The sequence below is a fragment of the Sphingobacterium prati genome (genome assembly GCF_013167215.1).
GTDB lineage: Bacteria > Bacteroidota > Bacteroidia > Sphingobacteriales > Sphingobacteriaceae > Sphingobacterium > Sphingobacterium prati.
The window spans coordinates 1-22,728 of the sequence record NZ_JABJWY010000007.1 but is presented as its reverse complement, the minus strand read 5'-3'; the positions used below and the strand labels follow the sequence as shown (position 1 = coordinate 22,728).

Below are 22,728 nucleotides of genomic sequence, written 5' to 3'. Positions count from 1 at the left end.
TTTTTTTATAAATGGGTCACCCATTTAAACTGTTCAAGTTATTTAGCTTCTGATTATGATCGAAACCGACAAAATAATATTAGCAGAATTGATTGCTCTTCTTTTGAAAGATGGCGAACTAGCATCCGACAAAGAGGCTCAATTAAAAAACCTTCTACAAAAATATCCCGACGCGAGGGATAGCTTAGGTCGTCGACTATCACAAACTGATATTTATGCCCCATTTGATCTCCGCTGCATCGATTTAAGCAAAGAGTGGCTAATCACACAAGATAAATTCAGAGCGAAGGAAACAATTTTACAACCGAAAAAGAAATATCTCTCCCTGAATAAAACGAGGTACAAAGCTATTGGTGTTGCTGCCGCTATATTACTCGCCCTAACGCTATTATGGCAACGACAGCACCACGAAAAACCTGTAAGCTATTTAATCCCGGACAAAATATATGGACATAAAAATGATGTTCTTCCCGGAGGAACAGGTGCAATTTTAAAAATTGAAGGAAAAAAAGAAATACAATTAACAGAAAAGAAGGCAGTGCAGTATTTAGCGCAGGGTATTGAACTAAAAGAAGGGCGGCTGATCTATCCCTCTAACTTAACGGAAAACCTAAAAAACACTTTAATAGTTCCCAAACGATCCACCATGGTATTAGTCTTGAGTGATGGTACTAAAGTGTGGGTAAATGCAGCGTCAGAACTCAGCTATAAAACAAATTTTGACAAAAAAGAGCGAAGAGTGATCTTAAAAGGTGAAGCCTATTTCGAAGTCGCTAAAGATGCACATAGACCATTTATTGTCGAGACAAATCATATCAATATTCAGGCTATCGGAACGGCTTTTAATGTTAACTCCTATCATGCGACCACGAAGGTATCATTGACAGAAGGAAAACTTAAAGTCAGTAACGACGAAAATGAAATCTATATGGATGCCGGTAGCGAAACTGAGATCATCAATAAAAAGCTGAAAACTTTCCCATTAGCCAACAAAGCCGAAGCCACTGCTTTCAAAGACGGTTATTTTTATTTTAAAAATAAGAATATGCAACAGGTACTTGATGAATTAAGCCGTTGGTATGGAATTCAGGTTGATTGCAAAGTACCTTTAAATAGCGAACGATATGAAGGTAGCATAAAAAGAGATGTGACGCTGGGAGAACTTTGTAGTCTCCTAAAGGATTTAACAGGTTATAAACTGACCATTGACAATGATAAACTGATTGTGAATCGATAAACTAACTACTAAGGAGGACTTTTTATGTAAAGAAGAGAGATGCCTAAATTAATATGATAAAAAATGCAGAAGTACGGCAATACTCCTGCATCATAATTGAATTAACACTGATCATAAACCATTAATTCTATACCAATTTATGAATAATTTATTTTATTCAAAAGGGATCTTTTGTCCCATTGACAAAGGGAAAACTTTGAACCAATTCTTAAAAATGAAACTGACAGGAATCTTATTAGCGACATCCATGATGGGCGCCTACGCTTCAAGCTCCGCTCAGATTACTTTACATGCTCAAAATACCAAGATTGAAACTGTCCTGGAGAGCATCACTAAACAGACTGGTATACATTTTATTTTTAAAGAGGGATTGCTTAGAAACGAAAAAGCAACTGTAGAAATCACGGATGCATCCCTCGATAAAGCCTTGGATAAAATTTTCGAAAGCAGTGCTTTCTATTACATGTTACATCGCGGGACTGTTGTCATCAAACGCAAGAATGAGGTAACTTCTATTCCCGAACAAAGTACAGCCAGCATGGCATATCTGCAGCAACAGGTGGTAAAAGGAAAAGTTCATGATACCAAGGGAAATCTGTTGAGCTCAGTCAGTATCCTGCTAAAAGGCTCCAACATAGGTACTTCCACGAATGCCAAAGGAGAGTTTCAATTGACACTTCCGGATGGCAAAAAAGGAACATTGATGTTTAGTGCGGTTGGATTCAAACAGATTGAAATCCCCATTAACAATAAATCTGAAATGAATGTCATCATGGATACTGATGAAGTGGGACTTGATGAAGTTGTGGTAGTAGGCTTCTCCGAAGTAGACAAAAAGCATATTGCATCATCCGTATCGCAAATGGATATGGAGAAAATAAAAAATCGCCCGATTTTTAAAATGCAGGATGCTTTTTCAGGAACCATCCCCGGAGTAACGATGATGCGCGGAAACAGTATGCCGGGGAGTGTTCCGGGCACAATTTCTATTCGCGGAATCAGTACTTTACAAAATGCAGACCCCTTGGTCATCGTAGATGGGATGGAACAGAGCATCCATGATATCGATCCAAATCAAGTTAAAAGCATTACCGTTTTAAAAGATGCCGCCTCCGCTTCCATGTATGGTTCTCGTGGCGCAAATGGTGTTATCATCATCGAAACAGAACGTGGACAGACTGGGCAGTTTAAAGTGGTCACCAACAATTGGTTTGCAGTTAACAAACCTATCGACCTCCCAAAATTTGTTGGTGCCGTCGATTTTATGAAATTACGCAATGAGACATTAATCCAACAGGGGCAGCCAGCTATCTATCCGGAAGAGACAATCAACAAGTATGCCTCCGGAGAATTAAAGGAAGTCAATTGGCTCGATCAAGTAATGGAAAGAACATCGACAGCAATCAACAATAATGCAAGTATATCCGGCGGTGGTGGCGTCGGTACCTTTAATTTAATGTTGGGCCATATAAAAGAAAGTGGTCTCAATAAGATTGAAGGTACTCAAAAGTTTTCAGCCCGCTTCAATACGAATATCAATATTGCAGATAAATTTGTATTAATGGCCGACTTCTATGCACACCGCTTACAGGTAGATCGTTTATTAGCAAACGATGATGGACACGGCCTTTATAAACAAGCATGGCGATTGAACCCAACACAACAAATTTTTTATGATTCTGATCTGCCTGAACACTATATTCTGCATAACAATATCAACCCAGTTGCCTCTATAAAACATGGTGGTACAAAAAATAATATGTATGATCGTAGCACCATCAATCTACGTCCCAAATATAACATCAACAGCAACCTCAATATCGAAGGAAATGTGTCATACATGATCAATAAGTCAGCCAACAAACAAAAAAGATTGACCTATAAGTTTTTTGATGAAAATGGTGCTCCGGCAGCAATTTGGGGAAATGATGTCAATGCTTCACAGGGTGTTAGTGAAAGTCAGCTCACTGCACGGATGCTGGTTAACTTCAACAAGGAGCTCCGCCAAAACAAAGACAAGATTTATCTCACGGCAGGATCAGAAGTCATGAATTATACCTACACTGATTTTAGAGAAATCAGCAAAGCTTCTTTTTTCGGTAAACTAAATTATTCCTTCGACAACCGTTATATTCTGGAATTAACCGGACGCTCAGATGGAAGTAGCAAGTTTGCTCCTGGTCATCGCTGGGGATTTTTCCCTTCGGGAGCTTTCGCATGGAACTTGCATAACGAACATTTTTTCAAACCTATTCTCGAGGCGGGAACAGTTAATAACATTAAAGTACGGGCATCATATGGACTTATCGGAAACGAAAATGTAGCTCCATATCTCTGGCAAGAATCTGTAAACACCTGGGGTTGGACAATACGTGTTCCAAATCCAAACTTTTCTTGGGAAAAACAGAAGCAATGGAACTTGGGTTTAGATGTCAATGCATTTAAAAATAGGCTCTCCTTTACTGCTGAACTATACCATAAAAATTCATATGATCTTATTTATGATCAATTTGCCGTACCCCCACTCACGGGATCAAATAGCCTGGAGTCGGCAGTCAATATCGGTGCCGTGGAAAATAACGGTTGGGAGTTGTCGGCGAGCTGGTCAGATAAAAAAGATGATTTTTCATATACTATCGGTGGAATGCTTTTCGATAACCGAAATCGGATGCTCAAAGCGGGGTATAATGAAAACGATAGACTGATCTTTAAAGGCGATAATAACCGAATTTGGTACAAAGGTGTCCCAATTAACAATTATTATGGTTTCCAATCTGACGGTTATTTCCAGACACAAGAGGAGGTTGAAGCTACCCCAGCTAAAATGCCCAATTCAAGACCTGGCGATATCCGTTACGTGGATAAAAATCAGGATGGTATTATCAACGATGAGGACCGTAGTTATCTAGCAGATCCCCTTCCCCACTATAATTATGCAATTAATGTGGACTTTCGATACAAAGGTTGGGATTTTTCAGCATTGGGTCAGGGAATCGGAAAGCGCACGGGACGCTTGATTGGACAAGAAGCCTATCCGGTGTATGTCGATGGGAACAGCAATGACCTTGGAGCACCCCGCGTTGAATATGTGGCAAACCATTGGAGTCCTGACAATCCGAACAGCCGTTTTCCACGTCTTTGGACGGGACCGAGTCCCAATACTTTACTCAGTGATGTTTGGCTTAGCAATGCCGCTTTTTTCCGCGTCAAGTCCCTTCAGCTTGGTTATACATTTCCTAAAATCGGTAAAAGCATCAAAAATTTTAGAATATATGTTAATGCACAGGATGTATTCACTTTTACGAAATGGGAAGGTTTGGATCCCGAGCGTATTGATGTAGATAGTCCGGGTACAAATGACGGGAACGGAAATTATCCGCGTATGGCAACCTACAGTGTTGGACTGAGCGCAAGTATTTTTTAAAACTATGCTAATGAAAAAGAAAATTTTAACCTTGATAATTACGCTGGCAACTTTGAGTAGCTGCGAAAAATTTCTTGATAAACAAGATCCTACCGCAACATCTTTTGACGAGTTTTTCAACACAGAAGAAGATTTACGCCGGGTGGTCTACAGTAGTTATTTGGATGTATTTATGGGGCCGGGTGAACGCCGCTTACTCTTTTACATGTTAGATGGTCGAACCGATAACGCCTATGCTAGAATAGAGACAGACCATCATATGATCATTGCCAATGGTAATATGACGAGCAATGCACGTTTGGCCGAATATTACTGGACACTTTATAATAAACACATCGGTCGGATCAACACTTATCTAGCAAATATTGACATTCCCTATGTAGAAAATGAATCGATACGACAAAAATACAAAGCTATCTTAGAAGCACTGCGTATCTGGCATTATTTCAGAATTACTGAGCTCTGGGGGGATGTACCATTTGTACTGGTCCCCGTCACGCTGGAAGAAGCAATACCTCCAGTAACGCCTAAAGCTGAAATACTGGATAAACTGTTTGAAATGAGCCAAGATGTAACGAATAGGCTCCCGGAAGACGAAGGCACAACAAATGCCTATATGTTCAACAAATACTCCTTCAAAACTTTGGTCATGCGGTATGCTCTTTATAATGGCCGTTATGATCTGGCCGCAACCCTCGCGAAGGAAATAATGGATAGTGGCAAGTATCAACTCCATCCCCAATATGCAAGCTTATTCAATTATCAGGCGGATAAGACCAATAAGGAGTTTATCATCAAGTTTGACATGGAAAGCCACAACAATTCCGCTACAAATTCCTTTCAGCATCTCGCACCACAATATAAGACCGGAAATGGGCAATCGTATGTCGTTCCGTTGAAGTCTTTGGTCGATAGCTATTGGACACTCCAAGGGCGACCTATTGATAAATGTCCTTTGCATAGTAAGCAAGAATATGAGCTCAATCCAAAATTAAATCGGGATCCACGTTACGCCGCTAGCATTTTTGGACAAGGCGACCTATTCAACAAGGAGAAAATAGATATTTATGATTCAAAGAGTCTATTCTATTACCAAAACTTACGAAGCAGCCGATCAGGATATTGGTTTAAAAAGTTTGTCGATGAAGCTGATGCATTTCGGACAGGGGGTAATATGCACTTTCCTTTGGCACGCTACGCGGAGGTTTTATTAACCTATGCCGAAGCCAAAATCATGTTGAATACTGTAGACGACTTAGCAAAAAGCTGTATCAACCAGGTTCGACAACGTGCCGGACTTGACATGAGTGTAGCGGATGTCAATCTAACAGCGAAATCTCAACAAGAATGGATTGACTTAATTCGCAATGAGAGAAGGATTGAATTTGCCGGTGAGGGACTGCGTTATAATGATATCATACGATGGAAAACAGCAGAAGTAGTCCTAAATCAACCTGCATTGGGGCATATGCGACAAAGTCAAGATGGGAAATCCGAAGTACTTAAAATTGAAGATAGAAAATTCTTAAAACATCAATACCTCTGGCCTTTCCATGAAAGTAGTTTTCAAGTCGAACCCAACCTGATCCAAAACCCAGGATACTAAAGACTAAAAATAAGCTAGACTATTCTCCGGCGCTAATTCGGAGAATAGTCTAGCCGGCGCTGAGTTTTGATCTAATTCAATTTCGTAAGATATAGTGAATTAAGCACCTATACCATATCGTATGGTATATTTAAATTCGAAGTCAGATAAAAAATAAAGCCGCTGTGTTGCTCAGCGGCTTTTGCATTACTAAAAATTTATTCTTACAAATATTCGAGTCTGCAATTAATTGTCCTTCTTTCCTAAATTCTTGTATACGACTGTAAACCCTTATAATCAAATTGACAAAAAACGGCACTACACTATCACTCATGATTCAGATCTTAATATCAAAAATGCAGCTATCACGCCTGCCATGAATCAATATGATAATAAAAAATTGTTCTAATCCTAAATCTTATTGTCTACGATAACACTTCTGTGTTCTCTTCCCCAATTTATCATTTCCTGAATAATTTTTCCGAATGTTTTACAATAGCCTGTTGGCTCATATTCTATGAGTACCGGTATATCTGGATAAACGGTTCTCTTTACTAATTTATTTAATTCCATGTCTTTTAATTCCTTAGAAAGCATGCGTGTCGTTATGCCAGGAATGCTCCGTTCTATTTCGCGGAACCGTTTATTTCCATTACAAATCGAATTAATAACAGGAATTCGCCACTTCCCTCCAATAAAATAAAGCGTGTCTTGTAATGCTCTAAGCTCCTCTGTCTGATCTCTTTCCATGGGTACAAAATTAAGTGATATAATCAATGTTACTGATATACTCTGTTATACTAGTAACAAAAGTATATCAAATACACCATAAATTTGTCAAAGAAAATAAAAATAACAAATGAATATGACAGCTTTAGAAAAACTGGAAATTACTGATCAGATAAGAACGCTGATGGCTAGATATGTCCATAACGCCGATAGCAAAAACTTCAACGCACTTGCCAAGCTATTTACAGAAAATGGAACATTTATGCCATTGGATGTGAATGGCACCCCTCTGCTCCAGATGTCGGGAAGAGCAGAGATCGCAAACAAGATCTCGACGAGTGTAGGTCAGGCAACAGCCATCCATCATTTGTTTTCTTTTGAATTGAACATCCAATCCCATGAAAAAACCCATGCTGTATTTGCGATGGAAGACCATCTCATAAGGCCGGTTAACGAAGAAAGCAAAGTATTAATCGAAAGTAATGTTCCTGCATTTAGAACTTTACACGGTTTTGGACATTATCATGGTGATTTCGTTAAAATCGAAGAGACATGGTATATAGAAAAACTCGTACAAACCAGACTAAAATTAGATTTCACCTATTAAAAAAGTAATAAAATAATGAATACATACTTAAAACCTTTTGAGATTAATGTATCGGAAGAGATACTTAAAGACCTGAAAAACAGACTAAAAACAACACGATGGTCCGAGGATTTAAACAACGAAGACTCCTATTATGGCGTCAGTACCGCATATCTAAAAGGTATTGTTGATTATTGGATTGATGGTTATGATTGGGAATCTGCACAAAAAGAACTTAATTCCTTTAACCAGCATAAAATAGAAATAGATGGTCAGCCTATCCATTTCATTTATGAAAAAGGGAAAGGCCCTAATCCTACACCGATCATCCTTTCACATGGTTGGCCATGGACCTATTGGCATTGGAGTAAAGTTATTCGCCAACTTACCGATCCTGCTTCTTATGGTGGAGATCCGGAGCAATCATTCGATGTCATTGTCCCTTCGCTCCCGGGCTTTGGTTTCTCTACACCAGTTAAAGATGGAGAAATGAATTTTTGGAAAATGGCTGAACTTTGGCATAAACTGATGACCGGAACTTTAGGTTATAAAAAATATGCTGCTTCGGGAAGTGATTACGGCATGTTAGTCACGGCTCAACTGGGTCATAAATATGCTGACGAACTGATCGGTATCCATTTGGGTCAAGAAATGCCCCTAACGATTTTTCAAAGCGAAAGACCTTGGGTCCTTACGGAAGGACATATGATTCCTAAAGACGCATCTTCTGAGCTTCGGGAAGGTATCATCAAAATGCAACGGACGTACGCTTCCCATGTTGCTGTACACATGCTTGACCCTCCAACCATCACACATGGATTAAATGACTCGCCGGTTGGAATGCTAGCCTGGATACTTCAACGCTGGAAAAAATGGAGCGATATCCATGGTAATTTTGAAGATGTATTTTCCAAAGACGACATCATTACATTTGCCATGATCTACTGGGTAAATCAGGCAATTGGTTCTTCCATTCGTGTTTATTCGAATGCCAACAGATATCCATGGAGACTATCACATGATAGGACTCCCCTTGTAGAAGCTCCAGCAGGCTTTACATTCCTCGCAGGAGATGCCTATCCTCCTCTCGGTACTGAGGAAAACCGTGTTGGTATTTTCAAAAATGGTCCTATGGCAGCGCAATTTAATACCGTATATGCCAAAGCATTCAAAAAAGGAGGACACTTTGGACCTTGGGAAAACCCGGAAGCCTTTATCGAAGGCATTACAGATACTTTTAAATTACTTGAAGATTAGGATTGCTAAAATGGTAACGGTTTGGGTTCCAATATTCGTTAACCGTAAAAATCTGAAGTTAAACAGCTTCGGATTTTTTATTTTATTTAGAATAACTAACAAATGCACAGGGTTTGCATTTATTTCAATATCTCTTTTGGTGCAGATTATGTAGAAACCTGATCATACAACAAGGGTTTTGGCCGAAACCAAAACCCCAGGAAACATTCCTTCCTTCGCCAGCATTACCTGGATCAGGTTCTATGGGTATGTTCTCAGATTTTTTCAAACCACCCCAAAATGTTTCCACTATAAGGACAAAAGGTAAGGCTATTTAGTTTTACTACAATCTCAGCAAATCTTAGTTCGTAATGCTGTTTTGATGTCCCAATCAAGGGTCTACTCATTATTTTTGCGCTTTCTTGCGTATTTGGTTTTTTATTAATATTCTTATAGTAAAATTGAGAAAAGTCTATCTCAGCGTCTGATTAGAATCTGAGAACCATCTATAAACTTATTTAGGCCATCTCTTTATTTCGGACATGAATGCTTACAATTTAAATGTTATGGAAATTAGAAAAATCATCACACTTATCTGTCTTTCCTTTTTAATTACCCAATCTGCAATTTCACAGATAGTACCAGGCGCAGAAAGAATACCGGAATATCTTGATTACCTAAAGGATAAGAGGATTGGAATGGTAGTCAACCCAACTTCACGTATTGGCAATAAATCAAGTGTCGACAGCCTCCTATCATTAGGTGTTAACATAATTAAAGTATTTGGTCCTGAGCATGGTTTTCGTGGCGACGTTGGAGCCGGTGTCAAAATAAAAGATGATGTTGATCCAACAACAGGAGTAAAAGTTGTTTCTCTTTATGGAAAAACAAACAAGCCAACAAAAGAGATGTTGGACGATGTTGACTTAATGATTTTTGACATACAGGATATTGGGGTAAGGTATTTTACGTACATCGCAACCATGCATAGGGTTATGGAAGCTTGCGCAGAGAATGGTAAAGAACTGCTCATATTGGACCGACCGAATCCAAACGGATACTTTATTGATGGTCCTATACTGAACATGGAATATAAATCAGGGATTGGCATGCACCCAGTACCGATTACACATGGCATGACAGTTGGTGAGTATGCTCAGATGATCAATGGTGAAGGATGGCTAGCAAATGGCATTAAATGCAAAATAAAGATTATTCCGGTAGGCAACTACAGTCATGACATGGAATATACTCCCCCGGTTAATATGTCGCCAAATATAAACACTTACCAGGCTGTTCTTTTGTATCCATCTACCTGCCTATTCGAAGGAACTGTATTAAGTGAAGGTAGGGGTACAAAATTTCCATTCACTGTCATAGGCGCACCTAATTTCAAAGGTATCTATGATTTCTCATTCACGCCTAAAAGTATAAAGAACATGAGTGCAACACCAATTCACCTGGAAAAAGAATGTTTTGGACTGGACTTAAGAAACGTAGACTTAAAGAAAATCAGAAGTGCCAAGAAAATAGACCTTTCATGGCTAATTGAGACCTACAACAAGTTTCCCGATAAAGCAATATTTTTCGATAACAAACAGAGCAAAGAAATCGTGGACTTTGATAAATTGGCGGGAGGCCCGTTGTTAAAAGAACAAATAATTTCTGGCATGAATGCGGAAGATATCCGTAAAAGCTGGAAGCCAGGCCTTGATAAATATATGCAGATACGTGAAAAATATTTAATATATCAATAATTTAGAACTCGCATGATAACGTCGATTTGAAAGCGCAGTTTAATATATGGCCAAACTTTGCTGATAGCTATTGCCTCATTTTAGTGAAATTAATAACTCATCATATTTCCAGAATCTGAATGACAAACAATTTCAATAAGCCTATCAAGTTTATCCCTTAGTTAGAAAGAGCCCCTAGTGTGACACAGGTTGTCCATATACTGAATGCGAGAGCCAACAAAAGGCAGTACAAAAAAATATCGATGTCCTTTCTTAGTTTGATACCAAAAATAACGACAAACATCAATGGGCAAACTACAATAAAAATAAGGATACCTGTTGCGAATGCCTCAAATGTATCCTGGTTGTAATTCATGAGCAATAGCATAACCCCAATGTAAAACAGCCAGACGATAAACGGCGCGACAAAGCATAACAATACTTTCCAAAATAAACTGAGATTAAAACGCACAGGAACAGCCTTGCGATAATTTCTATATAATAAAAAACATATCCCAGCCATACAGATGATGAGAACTATCAATTGAATATAAATATTAAAAATGGTATCAGAACGGGTGTTGATGTTTGAAGATGACTCGAGTTTATCATGTTTGTACCGTTTCAGATGAGTTGCTTCACCATGAACAAATGTCTTTACAACCTTATCGGTACTTGTGCTGTCTCTTATCGTCCAGGTCGAGTCTTCCAACCCCATCTTATAAAATCCCTCAGTGATAGCTTTACCTCCTTTCATTCTGACGAACCTGCCGTCAAGTCGTCCACCATTAAATCTTAAAGAATCAATTCCCTGTTTGGTACTGACTGTAAGAAAAGTTATTTTTCCGGAAGGAACCAGGCTGGCGCTGTCTGCTATAAGGTGTAAAATAGCGAGATCAAGATTTCTGACAGATTGGTTTTTATTATAATCATCATTCTTTACCGGCCTATTGATATACAAATAATCTATTTTGACGACAAGTAAGGAATCTCTACCGTAAAATTCGAGTCCATCGTAGGAATCAAGACACCGGATGCTGGGATCTTTTAACAATACATACTGGGGCTGATCAAAAGACTGGATATACCTCGGCTGACTGGTGGCACAAAAAGAAAAAATTGCAACAACAGCGATAAAGTAAGTGCTGAATCGGGCCGTCAACGCCGAACCGACGGATAGCTGTAAACTACTTTTGAGATAGAACCAAGCAAACAATATCATGGGTAATGCAATCAGATCGGAAAGATCAACGGTTCTTCCGGTATTGAAATAAGGTTTCACCAGTTGAATAACAAAGGAGGAATATTCACTTTTCCAAAAGGCAAATAAAACTGCCGTGAAAATAAAAATCCATGATTTTTGTTTAGGGAAGATAGCAGAGCAAAAAATAGGAAAGATAAAAAGTCCACTGAAATCAGAAAGCTTCCCGGTAATCGTATTGTGAAATGCCGCTTTGAGAAAAAAGTCATTGATGATCAATACGAATAGAAAAAATAAAAAAAGTGGCGAAACAAGAATCTTTAAGCGTTGATACATAATTTATAGTTTACCTTAGGTATTGATACTCATTAATTAAATAGGTAACCTAACTGAGATTTAGCTGACAGAGGCATTAAGTATCACCTCAAGTATTACCTGATTAATTTTTGCAACCTTTAACAGTAAAGTCGTTGTCTATTAGGATTTTTCGCCAAATTTCCTGACTTTTATAGATAGAAAAATTTCGAGAACGGCGAAGCACCTAAAGCCTGGATTTGATAACAACATATAAAACGAAACCGATATGTTTAAAACAGTATTAGCAAGACACTTTTATGTAGGCGTAATAGCAGTATTCCTATTACCGCTAAATATCATTGCGCAAAGATTGCCATTACAAGTATTACCTTCCGGTCATATCCTTGTTAGTGCCGAGATTGAAGGAAAGAAAGGAAATTTTATTTTCGATACTGGCGGAGGTATCAATCTTTTTTTTGACGAATTTGCGAGCGCGCTAAAAAAGAAGGAAACCTATAATTTTCTCACGGCATTTCGTGCAACAGGAGAAAAAATTGTGTGCCCGCTTTACCAATCTTCAACCATTTTGTTCAATGGTAAAGAGTTCAAGGATATACCGTATTCTACATTCGACATGAAATTGGAAGGTATTAATGGGCTTATTTCTCTTCCAATGCTTTACGATACTGAATTTATTATAGATTATGCAAATAAACAACTAATTTTTCCGAAGGAGAAACTGCAAAGTGACAAAATCATTCCAATACAACTGACTACGCATGCAGATCACTCTCTTGATATTTCCACTTATGTCTACCTGAATAATAAACACAGGATCAATATTATGTTGGATTCAGGAGCTGGCAATGATTCATTTTGGTTCAGTGATAGGTTTATCCCCCTACTTGGATTAGACCAGTCCAAATTGAATGTAACGGAAAAAGTCAGCGAATTTAATCCTGAGGTAAAGACAAAATATTATAAAGGACATCTTGAATCTATCTCAAATTCTTTTGCAAAAGTAGAAAATCCTGACGTGTCTTTTGTGGAAGGTTTGATCTATGAAGGAAAGACAAGTATCAATTGGCTGGGTAAAAAACTAGGGTTCAATTTAAAAGATAAAGAAATCTATATACTGGATTAGTACTTCCGCTATTGAGCTTATAATTAGTTCCTGTCCATAAAGCTGCAATTTCACGATGCTCATTCGTTAGACCAGGGAATTTCTTGATCAATGTCAATCTTTTTTATTGAAATATAGTAGAACTTAGCCAATACATCAAACAGAAAAAATATAAACAGAATTAAAAGAAACGTTATGAAAAAGATAGCAATCAATGGGTTTGGCCGCATCGGACGAGCCGCTTTAAAAATAATAACAGAAACTGCTGATCTTGAAGTCGTTGGGATCAACGACCTGATGAGCATCGAAAATGCTGCCTATCTACTCAAATATGACAGCAATTATGGTAAATACGAAAAAGATGTAAACATCGACGGAGATAAGCTTATAGTAAATGGAAGGGAGGTTAAATATACGAGCATAAGGGAAATCGAAAACTTACCATGGAAAGATATTCAAGCTGATATAGTCATCGAAAGCACGGGTATTTTCACAAACAAAGCCGATGCTGAAAAACACTTGACCTCTGGAGCAAAATTTGTAGTCATTTCGGGCCCTACCAAAGATACCCCTACTGTGGTCCATGGAGTAAATACCGAAGATGGAAAGGTTTCTGTTTTTTCATGCGCAAGTTGCACGACCAACAATATCAGTCCGATCATCGAAATATTGGGAAGAAGGCTTGGAATAAAAAAAGCAATTCTGAACACCACACACGGTTATACTGCTTCACAGGCTCTTGTAGATGCTCCGTCAAAAAAAGAACCGCGTATGGGAAGGGCTGCCGGTATCAATCTTGCTCCCGCTGCCACTGGTGCTGCAATTGCGACTACGAAAGCGCTTCCACAATACGTCGGAAAGTTTGATGGCATAGCTGTTAGGGTGCCTGTTCCCGTGGGGTCCATATCGGATATCACATTTGTCGCCGAACGCGTTACAACAGTAGATGAAATAAATCAGATACTGATCGAAGAATCAAAAACTGATAGGTATAAAAGGGTTCTAACAGTAACAGACGAGCCCTTAGTATCTACTGATATCATCAAAAGTCCGTTTGCAGCGACAGTTGATCTGGAAATGACAAGAGTTGTCGATGGTGATCTTGTGAAAGTGATGGCCTGGTATGATAATGAATGGGGATTTACCAATCAAATGATCAGACAAATACAATCTATTTAACGCAATAGCAATGAATTATGCAAATACCGCCTTCACCGAAGTTATTAAGGCTCTACAGAAACAAAACGGTAGTCGCGCTGCCTACGACCGAATAGAAAAGTTTAGCTATGTCGATGGCTTGACAGAAACAGAAAAGAGTTTTATCAGTGGAATGGACAGTTTCTACATGGCTTCGTTCGGAGAAAACGGATTTCCATACATTCAACACCGTGGCGGAGCGAAAGGATTTATTAAAGTTATTAATAAAGATACCATCGGGATAATTGATTTTAGTGGCAACAAACAATATATTTCGGTTGGGAATATCTCTACGAATCCAAAGGTTTCTTTAATTATGGTATCTTATCCGAATCGTGCACGATTAAAGATCTATGCCGAAGCTGAGATCGTGGAGATTAACGAAGATCCAGGCTTGCTCGCTTATCTAACCCCAGAGCATTATAAATTTAAAGCAGAGCGAATGATATTATTTCATATTAAAGCTTACGATTGGAACTGTCCTCAACATATTACTCCCCGGTACACCGAAGCTGAAATCACCGAAATAATAGCCTCCAAATTGCAATATATTGAGAAGCTAGAACAGGAACTATCAGCGCTACGCGCAAAACCTTGATCCATATGTTTCCTGCAGCGGGAAAAAACTGAATGGAAAAGACCGTCCAATATTTGGGAGGTCTTTTCTTTTATATTTAATATCTTTGAGTATGAATATCGAACGTATCAGACAACCTTTCCTCAAAAAATTTCCCGGAGATTTTTCCAATAATCCTATACAGAGAAGCACGCCAAAAGTTTTATTTGCCACGATTAAACCTGTGGGGTTTGACAAGCCGCAATTAATTGCTTTTAACGAGGCTCTTTCTGAGGAAATAGGTCTGGGAAAATTTGAAGATAAAGATCTTCATTTTCTGGTAGGATCTCAACTTCCTGACAATATTCAGACCTATGCGACAGCGTACGCAGGGCATCAATTTGGTAACTGGGCAGGACAACTGGGAGACGGAAGAGCCATTCTCGCTGGCGAGATTACCAATACAACGGGTAAGAAAACAGAAATTCAATGGAAAGGTGCTGGTGCAACTCCCTATTCAAGGCGTGCAGACGGGAGGGCCGTATTAAGATCTTCTGTACGCGAATACCTGATGAGCGAAGCCATGCACCACTTAGGTGTGCCCACTACCAGGGCTTTAAGCCTGGCCTTTACAGGAGAAGATGTTATTCGGGATATCATGTATAATGGTAATCCACAATATGAAAAAGGGGCCGTCGTGATAAGAACAGCCGAGAGTTTCCTTCGTTTCGGACATTTTGAATTGATGTTTGCGCAGGGCGAACACAAACTATTACAGAATCTGCTCGATTTTACTATTGAAAACTACTTCCCTGAAATTGTTTCATCTGATCAGGAGAAATATAAAGATTTTTTTGAAAACGTATGTACACGCACGGCAGACTTAATGGTAGAATGGTTTAGAGTGGGATTTGTCCATGGGGTAATGAATACAGACAATATGTCCATCTTGGGTCTAACGATTGATTATGGTCCCTATTCCATGATGGATGAATATAATTTAAATTTCACCCCAAATACTACGGATCTACCGGGGAAAAGATATGCTTTTGGAAAGCAGGGTCAGATCGCACACTGGAATCTATGGCAACTTGCGAATGCGCTCCAGCCGATAATAAAAGATCAAAAATTCCTGGAAAACACGCTATCCAATTTTGGAATTTATTTTTGGGAAGCCCATGACAAAATGCTTTGTAAAAAATTCGGATTTGATGGACTCAAAAAAGAGGATGAAGAGTTTTTTGCCTACTGGCAGGGTTTAATGCAGGAGCTAGAATTGGATCATACTTTGTTCTTCAATCAATTAGAAAAAATAACGCCAAAAACAGATTTGAAAGAACATTTCAGTGGAGTAGCTTATACTGTTTTAAATAAAGAAAAGCTCGGTAAACTTGGAGAATTCATTGAACTGTACCGATCCCGTTTGCATTCAAATTCGATTTCAACGGAAGAATCACTGGAATTAATGAAAAAAACAAATCCTAAATTTATATTGAGGAACTATCTGCTCTACGAATGTATTGAAGAAATTAGTAATGGGAAAACAGAAATGTTGATTAAACTAACTCAAGCTTTAGAAAACCCATACCAAGAGCAATTTCCGGAATTTTCTATGAAGCGCCCATCCAACTATAACGATATCGCAGGATGCTCTACACTTTCATGCAGCTCATAACAATGCGCGCACCGTATCGCAATGGGGCAATCATCCTCAGTCTACTGATTACCGGCCCTCAATTTTGTTTGAGCATTTTTTAGCAGTTTATTCCTAATTTTATAGTTATGTCAAAACAAATTAGGCTCGCAACTACCGACGATTATCCGACAATCTTGGAAATCTGGGAATCCGCGGTAAAAGCTACGCACGACTTTCTCAGTGAGGAAGATTTTATTTACTTTAAACAGGTTATCCCGACGGATTATCTGCCAAACCTTGAGGTATTCATCCTTACCGAAAGAAAAGTACCTATCGGATTCTCCGCTGCATCAGAAGGAAATCTGGAAATGCTCTTTATCCATAATGACTATCGGGGAAAAAACTATGGTAAGCAATTATTTCATTATATGAAAGATATGTATGGCATTAATAAGGTCGATGTCAATGAACAAAATCTCCCGGCCCTTGGCTTTTATGAAAAATTGGGATTTAAGAAAATAGGAAGGTCTGACAAGGACGGTTCTGGCAAGAACTATCCGATGGTTCATATGATGCTTTAAATTTAATGTAATTGGTGTTCATAAATTATGACCTGACCTTAAAAAAGTAACTTTTTAGTATTCAGAAATACTTTCATCAGGAACAGTCGAATAATACTAGTTTCGCCCTATTTAATTTTTAATGTCGATGTTTACACCATAAACTTTTCTTCCTTAGACTATCGACTATGTAAAACTGGGAATTGATGCCAATAAAAAGGCTGTCCGATGTTTCGTTAAGTATTTTCACATGATAGCGGATATCTATTCCTGTCTTTGAATTCGGATCGAAAAAAGCATGTCTGTTTTGGGTATATCAAGTTCGCTTTTAAAAGATCTGTCTGTCTAACGACCAAAGTAGTACAGAAGAAAGAAGGCATCTCATAAACTATTGTTTTGTATAATTAGATTTTCCATTTATATCAACCGGTTTACCCAGATATATTGGTTTCCTATTCCTTATAATATCCCAAACGGATTTTGTAACGGATAGTTTTTCTCTCAATGAATAGTACTTATAACCTGGATAAATGCCCCTATCTGCACTATATCCGAAAGATATTACACCCAATTGATCACCTAAGTAAATACATCTATTTAAGTGATATTTCTGAGATACTAAGATTGCGGTATCAACCTTAAAAATATGTTTGGCGCGGTACATAGTCGAGTAGCTATCAAACCCAGCGTAGTCGATGTAAATTTTTGTGGTATCGACGCCATTTTTTTGACAATATAACTTCATTACTGTAAGTTCATCGTATTCATTCCTTCCATTATCTCCTGACAGCAATATCTTATTTACTTTATTGCTTTTATAAAGCGAAATCCCCGCATCAAGCCGATCTTTTAAATACCGACTTGGCCGATCGCCATTTATACCAGCGCCAAAAATGATGACCACCTTAGTTTTGGGCACATCTTTAAGTTCAGTGAAAATTACCTTTTCTGTTGTGGCCGTTACATTACTATTGCTTACCAAAACAACCGCTAGGCCTATTAAGCTTAGGACAATAGCCGGTAAAACGAACTTTTTAATCTTTTTCATTAGCTTGATCTTACAACGATTTATAAAGATAGATTTCCTTTACTTCTTTGACAAAACTGCTCAGAAAGCTATTTGATAAACATTCCGGAAAGCAACATGTTGTCGTTAAAATTTAAGGTCACTTTATAAGGCAAAGTTTTAATTTCGATAAAATTCGCAAAATCCACCGGGTGATAGGCTATTTTTAACTTATCCAACAACTTGAGCACTTCTTCAAATTTTAAACCTGGTTTTAAGCCATTTTCAAATGAGATATCTACCTTTCTAAATTCGTTGATGGCGTAGCCATTGATAAAGTTCTCTTTTTGGTTATCCGGATTGTTTTTGCTGACAGCAAAGTAAAAGTAAAAATCATGATAATTATTCTGATAATAGATTTCGTTAGTTTTTCCGGTAGCGCCATCAAACTCTATCATACGTTCAAAACGTTTGTTTGTGACTGATTTTATAAACTCTTCTTCAGTTGTTTTACCAACAATCAAACCATTGATATTCCAATCTTTATCGATATTTATCGCAGGTTTGCCTTTAACATCTTCTGGCTTGGTCGCATTTTTCATCAAGTCTGCCATGTATTTTTCATTATTGCATCCGCCAAAGTCAATTAAACCATTCATGATGTCCCAATAGCAAGTTTTAGACAGATCGGTATTGTTCAGCATGATCAACCTGCTGTAATCTGGAGCGTAAAAGATAAATTTGTTCTGCGTCTTGATATTCCAATATAAGCCGTTGTCGGTATTTGGATTTTTAGTTCCCCTACCGTATTTCGCCTCTAGTTTCTTTAAAATATTGGACTGTAATTCTGCCGTTTTCATCTCAATTCTCACACCGTAGATTTTACTTTCAGCATCGTAACATTTTAAAGCTTCATCTAATTCATTGATGTTTTGAGCTTCCTTGAGATCGATATGTCCGCCACCGAAGCGTGTAATGCTATCTGTTTTTAGTTTCTCTGCGTCGATTAGAAAAATAATCCGTTGTCCTTCTAAATCAATTCCATCGAAATTATATTTCTTCGATTTCTCGACCTCTAACAACAAACTAAAAGGATATTCAACAGTTTCTACGCCAATCAATAATCGATCATTAAAACTGCTGATTTTTTCAATCGGTTCGTCTAAGTTTAAGGTTGCTAAATCTATCTTTTCTTGACTTTTGCAAGAAATAATTAAAGGCAAAATGGCTAGTAATAATAATTTATGCATGATTCTTATATTTCTTTTAATAAATGGTGGACCTTTCATTTCTGTAGGCTTTAGATACCTTTCAGTTAAACGATCTAAGTTAATTACTTTCATATCTATATTTCATTTAGCAAAGTATATTGTTCGACTTTATCATAAATCATCAATCGATTTTACTTTACCATTATCAAAAATAATTCGTCTACGGATAGTACCATCTTCGTTATAATAAAGCCATTCCTTTTGCTTAAGATTATTTTGATAAGAACCCTTTTCTGCCAACTTTTTGTTTCTATAAACCTTGGCTTCGCCATTTTTTATGCCGTTCACAAATGGCTCGTAATTGGTTTGGTAACGGTTAAATTTTATTGCATAATTTCCATTTAGTGGCTCGCAAGTTTTCTTTGAACAAGTCTTGCCAGTAGCATAAATATATTCGGTTTGCTCAAGGTCGATATTAATCCACCTCTGTGCGAAACAATTGCTCACTTGAGCTAAAAATAAAAATAAAGTGATGATCCTGTTCATGATATTAATGTTTGATCCTTCTTGCTATTCCTAAAATTTCACTATTTATACCAAAGGGCTAAATTTACCTGATACCAAATATTATTGTGCTTCATCATAATCCCTAAATAGATTTTCTCGATGTGCTTTTTCACTTTAATGGTTGGGATTTTAACCAGCTGTCCTTTTTTCCATTGCCACAAATCTAGTTTTAAAACCTGTAAGAAGATGAACGAATTATAATTCGCTGGAGATAAATTATCATTCGTAGCCATTTGCGTTTTTTTTAACCGATTCAAGCTAGATCGCCCCCTTCTATTCTGGAATTTCAGTTATCAACAGATTCAGCACATCTGATATTGTCTATTTTAATTAAAATTGATTTTCCATATTCTCTTACTTATAGGTATAGCAAAAGTATGGCTGTTCTAGCGCTATCTAATAAAATATGGGGTATCTAAGCGGTATATGGGAGCCATTAAAAAGTCGGTAATTGCTATAGAAAAATATCAGGGATATGATATATTCTTTTTAAATTGTAGGAACAGAAATTGGTCGTTAGTATACATAATTCCGTGTTCGTTTTTGTAATAAGAGAGAACCAGCCTATCACTACCATTTTTTATTTCTTATGAAAATGAAGATTAATAAAGCACATAACATGAAAAAAAAAGTAGGTGTTAAAAAACTATCTTTCGGAAGTATATATGTTTTAGTTGCTTTCACGCTGTTACCCTATTTCAGTAATGCACAAAACAAAACATCCTTATCAACGGAGGATTGGAAGAATTTATTAGCCGACCAACTATTCCCTGGCAAAAAAGTTGATAATATAATTTTCCACTTCGACGTCCCCTTTGAAGAGAAGTTTATCAAAGTGGATGATAGTATCCTTTTACATGGTCTTCTATTTAAGGCAAAGAAATCCAAAGGTATCATATTCTATTTACATGGAAGCAACAATGCATTAGATACTTGGGGTAATATTGCTCCAATATACACTGCCAAGGAATACGATGTATTTATGCTCGATTATCGTGGTTATGGTAAGAGTCAAGGAAAGGTAACTGATGAATATACGCTCTATCGGGACATTCAAATTGTTTATGATAAACTTATGGAAACTTATTCGGAAAATCAGATCATAGTGCTAGGCCAATCCATGGGCACCGCACTCGCATCATATATAGCTGCAAACAACCATCCCAGTCTTCTGATTCTGCAAGCGCCATATTATAATATAAAAGACTGGACAAATGATGTCGCTCCTGAGTTGGACACCTCTAATATTCCCTATAATTTTGATAATTCCTCTTTCCTAAAGACGGTAAGATGTCCTGTAGTTATTTTTCATGGCAACAAGGATACAGCTGTGTATTATGGTTCATCTGTCAAGCTCTCAAAGCTATTTAAGGCTACTGATCAATTTATCACATTGAAAGACGAAAGTCACAATGATTTTTCGAAAAACAAGGCTTACCTAGATTCAATAGGATTGATTTTGGAAAAGAATAAACCGGAGTAAATCGTAATTAGTGGGAGTGTAACTCAAACTGTGTCATTGGATTAGCATCTTAAAAACCTCTTTCTAATTTGAGTCTATCCCCAAATCTAATATAAAGTTGGGATATGGTCAAGCCCCAGTTATGCATTGGCATCGTCCATTTTTTTGCAATATCTTTAATAATTAAATACATCAATTTCATGAGCGCCTGTTCAGAGCTGAAAGCTCCTTTAGACTTAATAATTTTTCGTATCTGACGGTGCATTCCCTCGATCGGATTTGTGGTGTATATAATCTTGCGAACCTGATCCTCGTACTCAAAGAAAGTAGAAAGATTGGTCCAATTATCCATCCAGGATTTGGCAGCAAGCGGATATTTCTTACCCCATTTTTCTTCGAAAGACAAGAGGTTCTCATAACCTATTTCTTCGTTCACGGCTTTATAGACTGGCTTTAAATCCTCCATAACAAGCTTTTTATCTTTCTCAGTTACATAGCGCATACTTGTTCTGATTTGGTGAACAATACACAACTGGATCTTTGTTTTTGGAAAAATAGCTTCTATGGCCTCAGGAAACCCTTTTAGACCATCAATACAAGCAATAAGGATGTCTTCAACACCACGTTGCTTTAGATCCGTAAGAACTGAAAGCCAGAACTTAGCTCCCTCATTTTCTGAGCTATAAAGACCGATCAGATCTTTTCTACCATCCATACCAACTCCCAGTATGTTATAAATAGCTCTTGATTCAACAGTTCCATTCTGGCGAACTTTAATGTGCATGCAGTCCAGGAATACAAAGGGATAAACAGCTTCAAGAGGCCTACTACGCCATTCATTTACAGCTGGAAGTACACTTTCGGTAATACGCGATATTTCAGTGGCAGAGATTTCCATTGCGTACATTTCGCGTATAAACTCGCTTATCGCCCGTGTGCTCATTCCTTTGGCATACATGCTCAGCACGTGTCCCTCAAGCTGTTCAGTAATGATTAATTGCCTTTTAGGTACTACCTTAGGCTCGAATGTGCCGGATCTATCACGGCCTGTTTCCAGTTCAAATGTCCCAGTGTTAAGGCCTCGGACAGTCTTTTTTGTCTTGCCATTTCGCCGGTTGCTATTGCCCGAAGCTTTCTCTTCGTTCAAATGGTTTTCCAGTTCTCCATCCATCATTGATTCCAACAGATGCTTCATTAACGGCGCTAGGACGCCATCATTGGGAGACAAACTTTTACCTTCGTAAAGACCTTGCATGGCTTCTGCCTTGAAGCGTTCAAAGTCGAATGGGTCTTTTTCTTTCATGACCGTGTCGTTTGAATAATTGAATATAAATAATCTTATTGAATTATTCCTCTGACACAGTTCATGTTACAGTCTC

18 protein-coding genes and 1 riboswitch are annotated in these 22,728 nt (G+C 37.8%); of the genes, 12 read left to right on the top strand and 6 right to left on the bottom strand.

Annotated features, from left to right (window positions below; translation table 11 throughout):
- Positions 1-55: 55 nt before the first annotated feature.
- The 3 genes from HPC41_RS00770 (at position 56) to HPC41_RS00760 (ending at position 6,267) form a co-directional block, all read left to right on the top strand.
- Positions 56-1,237, top strand: a complete 1,182-nt coding sequence (locus HPC41_RS00770; protein WP_172392116.1) for a FecR family protein — start codon at positions 56-58, stop codon at positions 1,235-1,237.
- Positions 1,238-1,451: 214 nt separating this feature from the next.
- The gene (locus HPC41_RS00765) at positions 1,452-4,661 is read left to right on the top strand and encodes a SusC/RagA family TonB-linked outer membrane protein (protein WP_172392115.1); all 3,210 of its coding nucleotides are present in this window, start codon (positions 1,452-1,454) and stop codon (positions 4,659-4,661) included.
- 10 nt (positions 4,662-4,671) lie between these two features.
- A complete protein-coding gene (locus HPC41_RS00760; RefSeq protein ID WP_172392114.1) occupies positions 4,672-6,267 on the top strand; it encodes a RagB/SusD family nutrient uptake outer membrane protein in 1,596 nt (531 codons plus the stop codon).
- A 390-nt stretch (positions 6,268-6,657) separates the two neighbouring features.
- On the opposite strand, the gene HPC41_RS00755 is transcribed toward HPC41_RS00760, so the two are convergent.
- Complete coding sequence (locus HPC41_RS00755; RefSeq protein ID WP_172392113.1) at positions 6,658-6,996, bottom strand: winged helix-turn-helix transcriptional regulator; 339 nt, start codon at positions 6,994-6,996, stop codon at positions 6,658-6,660.
- A gap of 115 nt (positions 6,997-7,111) precedes the next feature.
- Between HPC41_RS00755 and HPC41_RS00750 the strand changes: the two genes are divergently transcribed.
- The 3 genes from HPC41_RS00750 to HPC41_RS00740 all read left to right on the top strand — a co-directional run bounded on the left by HPC41_RS00750 (position 7,112) and on the right by HPC41_RS00740 (position 10,554).
- Positions 7,112-7,582: a nuclear transport factor 2 family protein gene (locus HPC41_RS00750; RefSeq protein ID WP_172392112.1), complete on the top strand. Its 471-nt coding sequence runs from the start codon at positions 7,112-7,114 to the stop codon at positions 7,580-7,582.
- A 15-nt stretch (positions 7,583-7,597) separates the two neighbouring features.
- Positions 7,598-8,818, top strand: coding sequence for an epoxide hydrolase family protein (locus HPC41_RS00745; RefSeq protein WP_172392111.1), 1,221 nt, complete (start codon positions 7,598-7,600; stop codon positions 8,816-8,818).
- Positions 8,819-9,010: 192 nt separating this feature from the next.
- A riboswitch (TPP riboswitch) is annotated at positions 9,011-9,105 on the bottom strand.
- Positions 9,106-9,363: 258 nt separating this feature from the next.
- Positions 9,364-10,554, top strand: coding sequence for an exo-beta-N-acetylmuramidase NamZ family protein (locus tag HPC41_RS00740; protein ID WP_216660616.1), 1,191 nt, complete (start codon positions 9,364-9,366; stop codon positions 10,552-10,554).
- Between the two features lie 157 nt (positions 10,555-10,711).
- Here the strand turns inward: HPC41_RS00740 and HPC41_RS00735 are convergent, their stop codons facing one another.
- Complete coding sequence (locus tag HPC41_RS00735) at positions 10,712-12,070, bottom strand: hypothetical protein (RefSeq protein ID WP_172392109.1); 1,359 nt, start codon at positions 12,068-12,070, stop codon at positions 10,712-10,714.
- Between the two features lie 247 nt (positions 12,071-12,317).
- Between HPC41_RS00735 and HPC41_RS00730 the strand changes: the two genes are divergently transcribed.
- The 5 genes from HPC41_RS00730 (at position 12,318) to HPC41_RS00710 (ending at position 17,124) form a co-directional block, all read left to right on the top strand.
- Complete coding sequence (locus HPC41_RS00730; RefSeq protein ID WP_172392108.1) at positions 12,318-13,175, top strand: retropepsin-like aspartic protease; 858 nt, start codon at positions 12,318-12,320, stop codon at positions 13,173-13,175.
- Positions 13,176-13,349: 174 nt separating this feature from the next.
- Positions 13,350-14,333 (top strand): type I glyceraldehyde-3-phosphate dehydrogenase, encoded by a 984-nt coding sequence (locus HPC41_RS00725; protein ID WP_172392107.1) that lies wholly within the window; start codon positions 13,350-13,352, stop codon positions 14,331-14,333.
- Between the two features lie 10 nt (positions 14,334-14,343).
- Positions 14,344-14,949: a pyridoxamine 5'-phosphate oxidase family protein gene (locus HPC41_RS00720; RefSeq protein ID WP_172392106.1), complete on the top strand. Its 606-nt coding sequence runs from the start codon at positions 14,344-14,346 to the stop codon at positions 14,947-14,949.
- A gap of 91 nt (positions 14,950-15,040) precedes the next feature.
- Positions 15,041-16,582: a protein adenylyltransferase SelO gene (locus HPC41_RS00715; protein ID WP_172392105.1), complete on the top strand. Its 1,542-nt coding sequence runs from the start codon at positions 15,041-15,043 to the stop codon at positions 16,580-16,582.
- 107 nt (positions 16,583-16,689) lie between these two features.
- Positions 16,690-17,124, top strand: a complete 435-nt coding sequence (locus HPC41_RS00710) for a GNAT family N-acetyltransferase (RefSeq protein ID WP_172392104.1) — start codon at positions 16,690-16,692, stop codon at positions 17,122-17,124.
- A gap of 367 nt (positions 17,125-17,491) precedes the next feature.
- Here the strand turns inward: HPC41_RS00710 and HPC41_RS00705 are convergent, their stop codons facing one another.
- The 3 genes from HPC41_RS00705 to HPC41_RS00695 all read right to left on the bottom strand — a co-directional run bounded on the left by HPC41_RS00705 (position 17,492) and on the right by HPC41_RS00695 (position 19,866).
- The gene (locus HPC41_RS00705; protein WP_216660615.1) at positions 17,492-18,151 is read right to left on the bottom strand and encodes a SanA/YdcF family protein; all 660 of its coding nucleotides are present in this window, start codon (positions 18,149-18,151) and stop codon (positions 17,492-17,494) included.
- A 68-nt stretch (positions 18,152-18,219) separates the two neighbouring features.
- The gene (locus HPC41_RS00700; RefSeq protein WP_172392103.1) at positions 18,220-19,359 is read right to left on the bottom strand and encodes a hypothetical protein; all 1,140 of its coding nucleotides are present in this window, start codon (positions 19,357-19,359) and stop codon (positions 18,220-18,222) included.
- 132 nt (positions 19,360-19,491) lie between these two features.
- A complete protein-coding gene (locus tag HPC41_RS00695) occupies positions 19,492-19,866 on the bottom strand; it encodes a toxin-antitoxin system YwqK family antitoxin (protein WP_172392102.1) in 375 nt (124 codons plus the stop codon).
- A 640-nt stretch (positions 19,867-20,506) separates the two neighbouring features.
- Between HPC41_RS00695 and HPC41_RS00690 the strand changes: the two genes are divergently transcribed.
- Positions 20,507-21,370, top strand: a complete 864-nt coding sequence (locus tag HPC41_RS00690; protein ID WP_172392101.1) for an alpha/beta hydrolase — start codon at positions 20,507-20,509, stop codon at positions 21,368-21,370.
- Positions 21,371-21,419: 49 nt separating this feature from the next.
- On the opposite strand, the gene HPC41_RS00685 is transcribed toward HPC41_RS00690, so the two are convergent.
- Positions 21,420-22,652, bottom strand: coding sequence for an IS256 family transposase (locus HPC41_RS00685; RefSeq protein ID WP_120334405.1), 1,233 nt, complete (start codon positions 22,650-22,652; stop codon positions 21,420-21,422).
- Positions 22,653-22,728 lie beyond the last annotated feature (76 nt).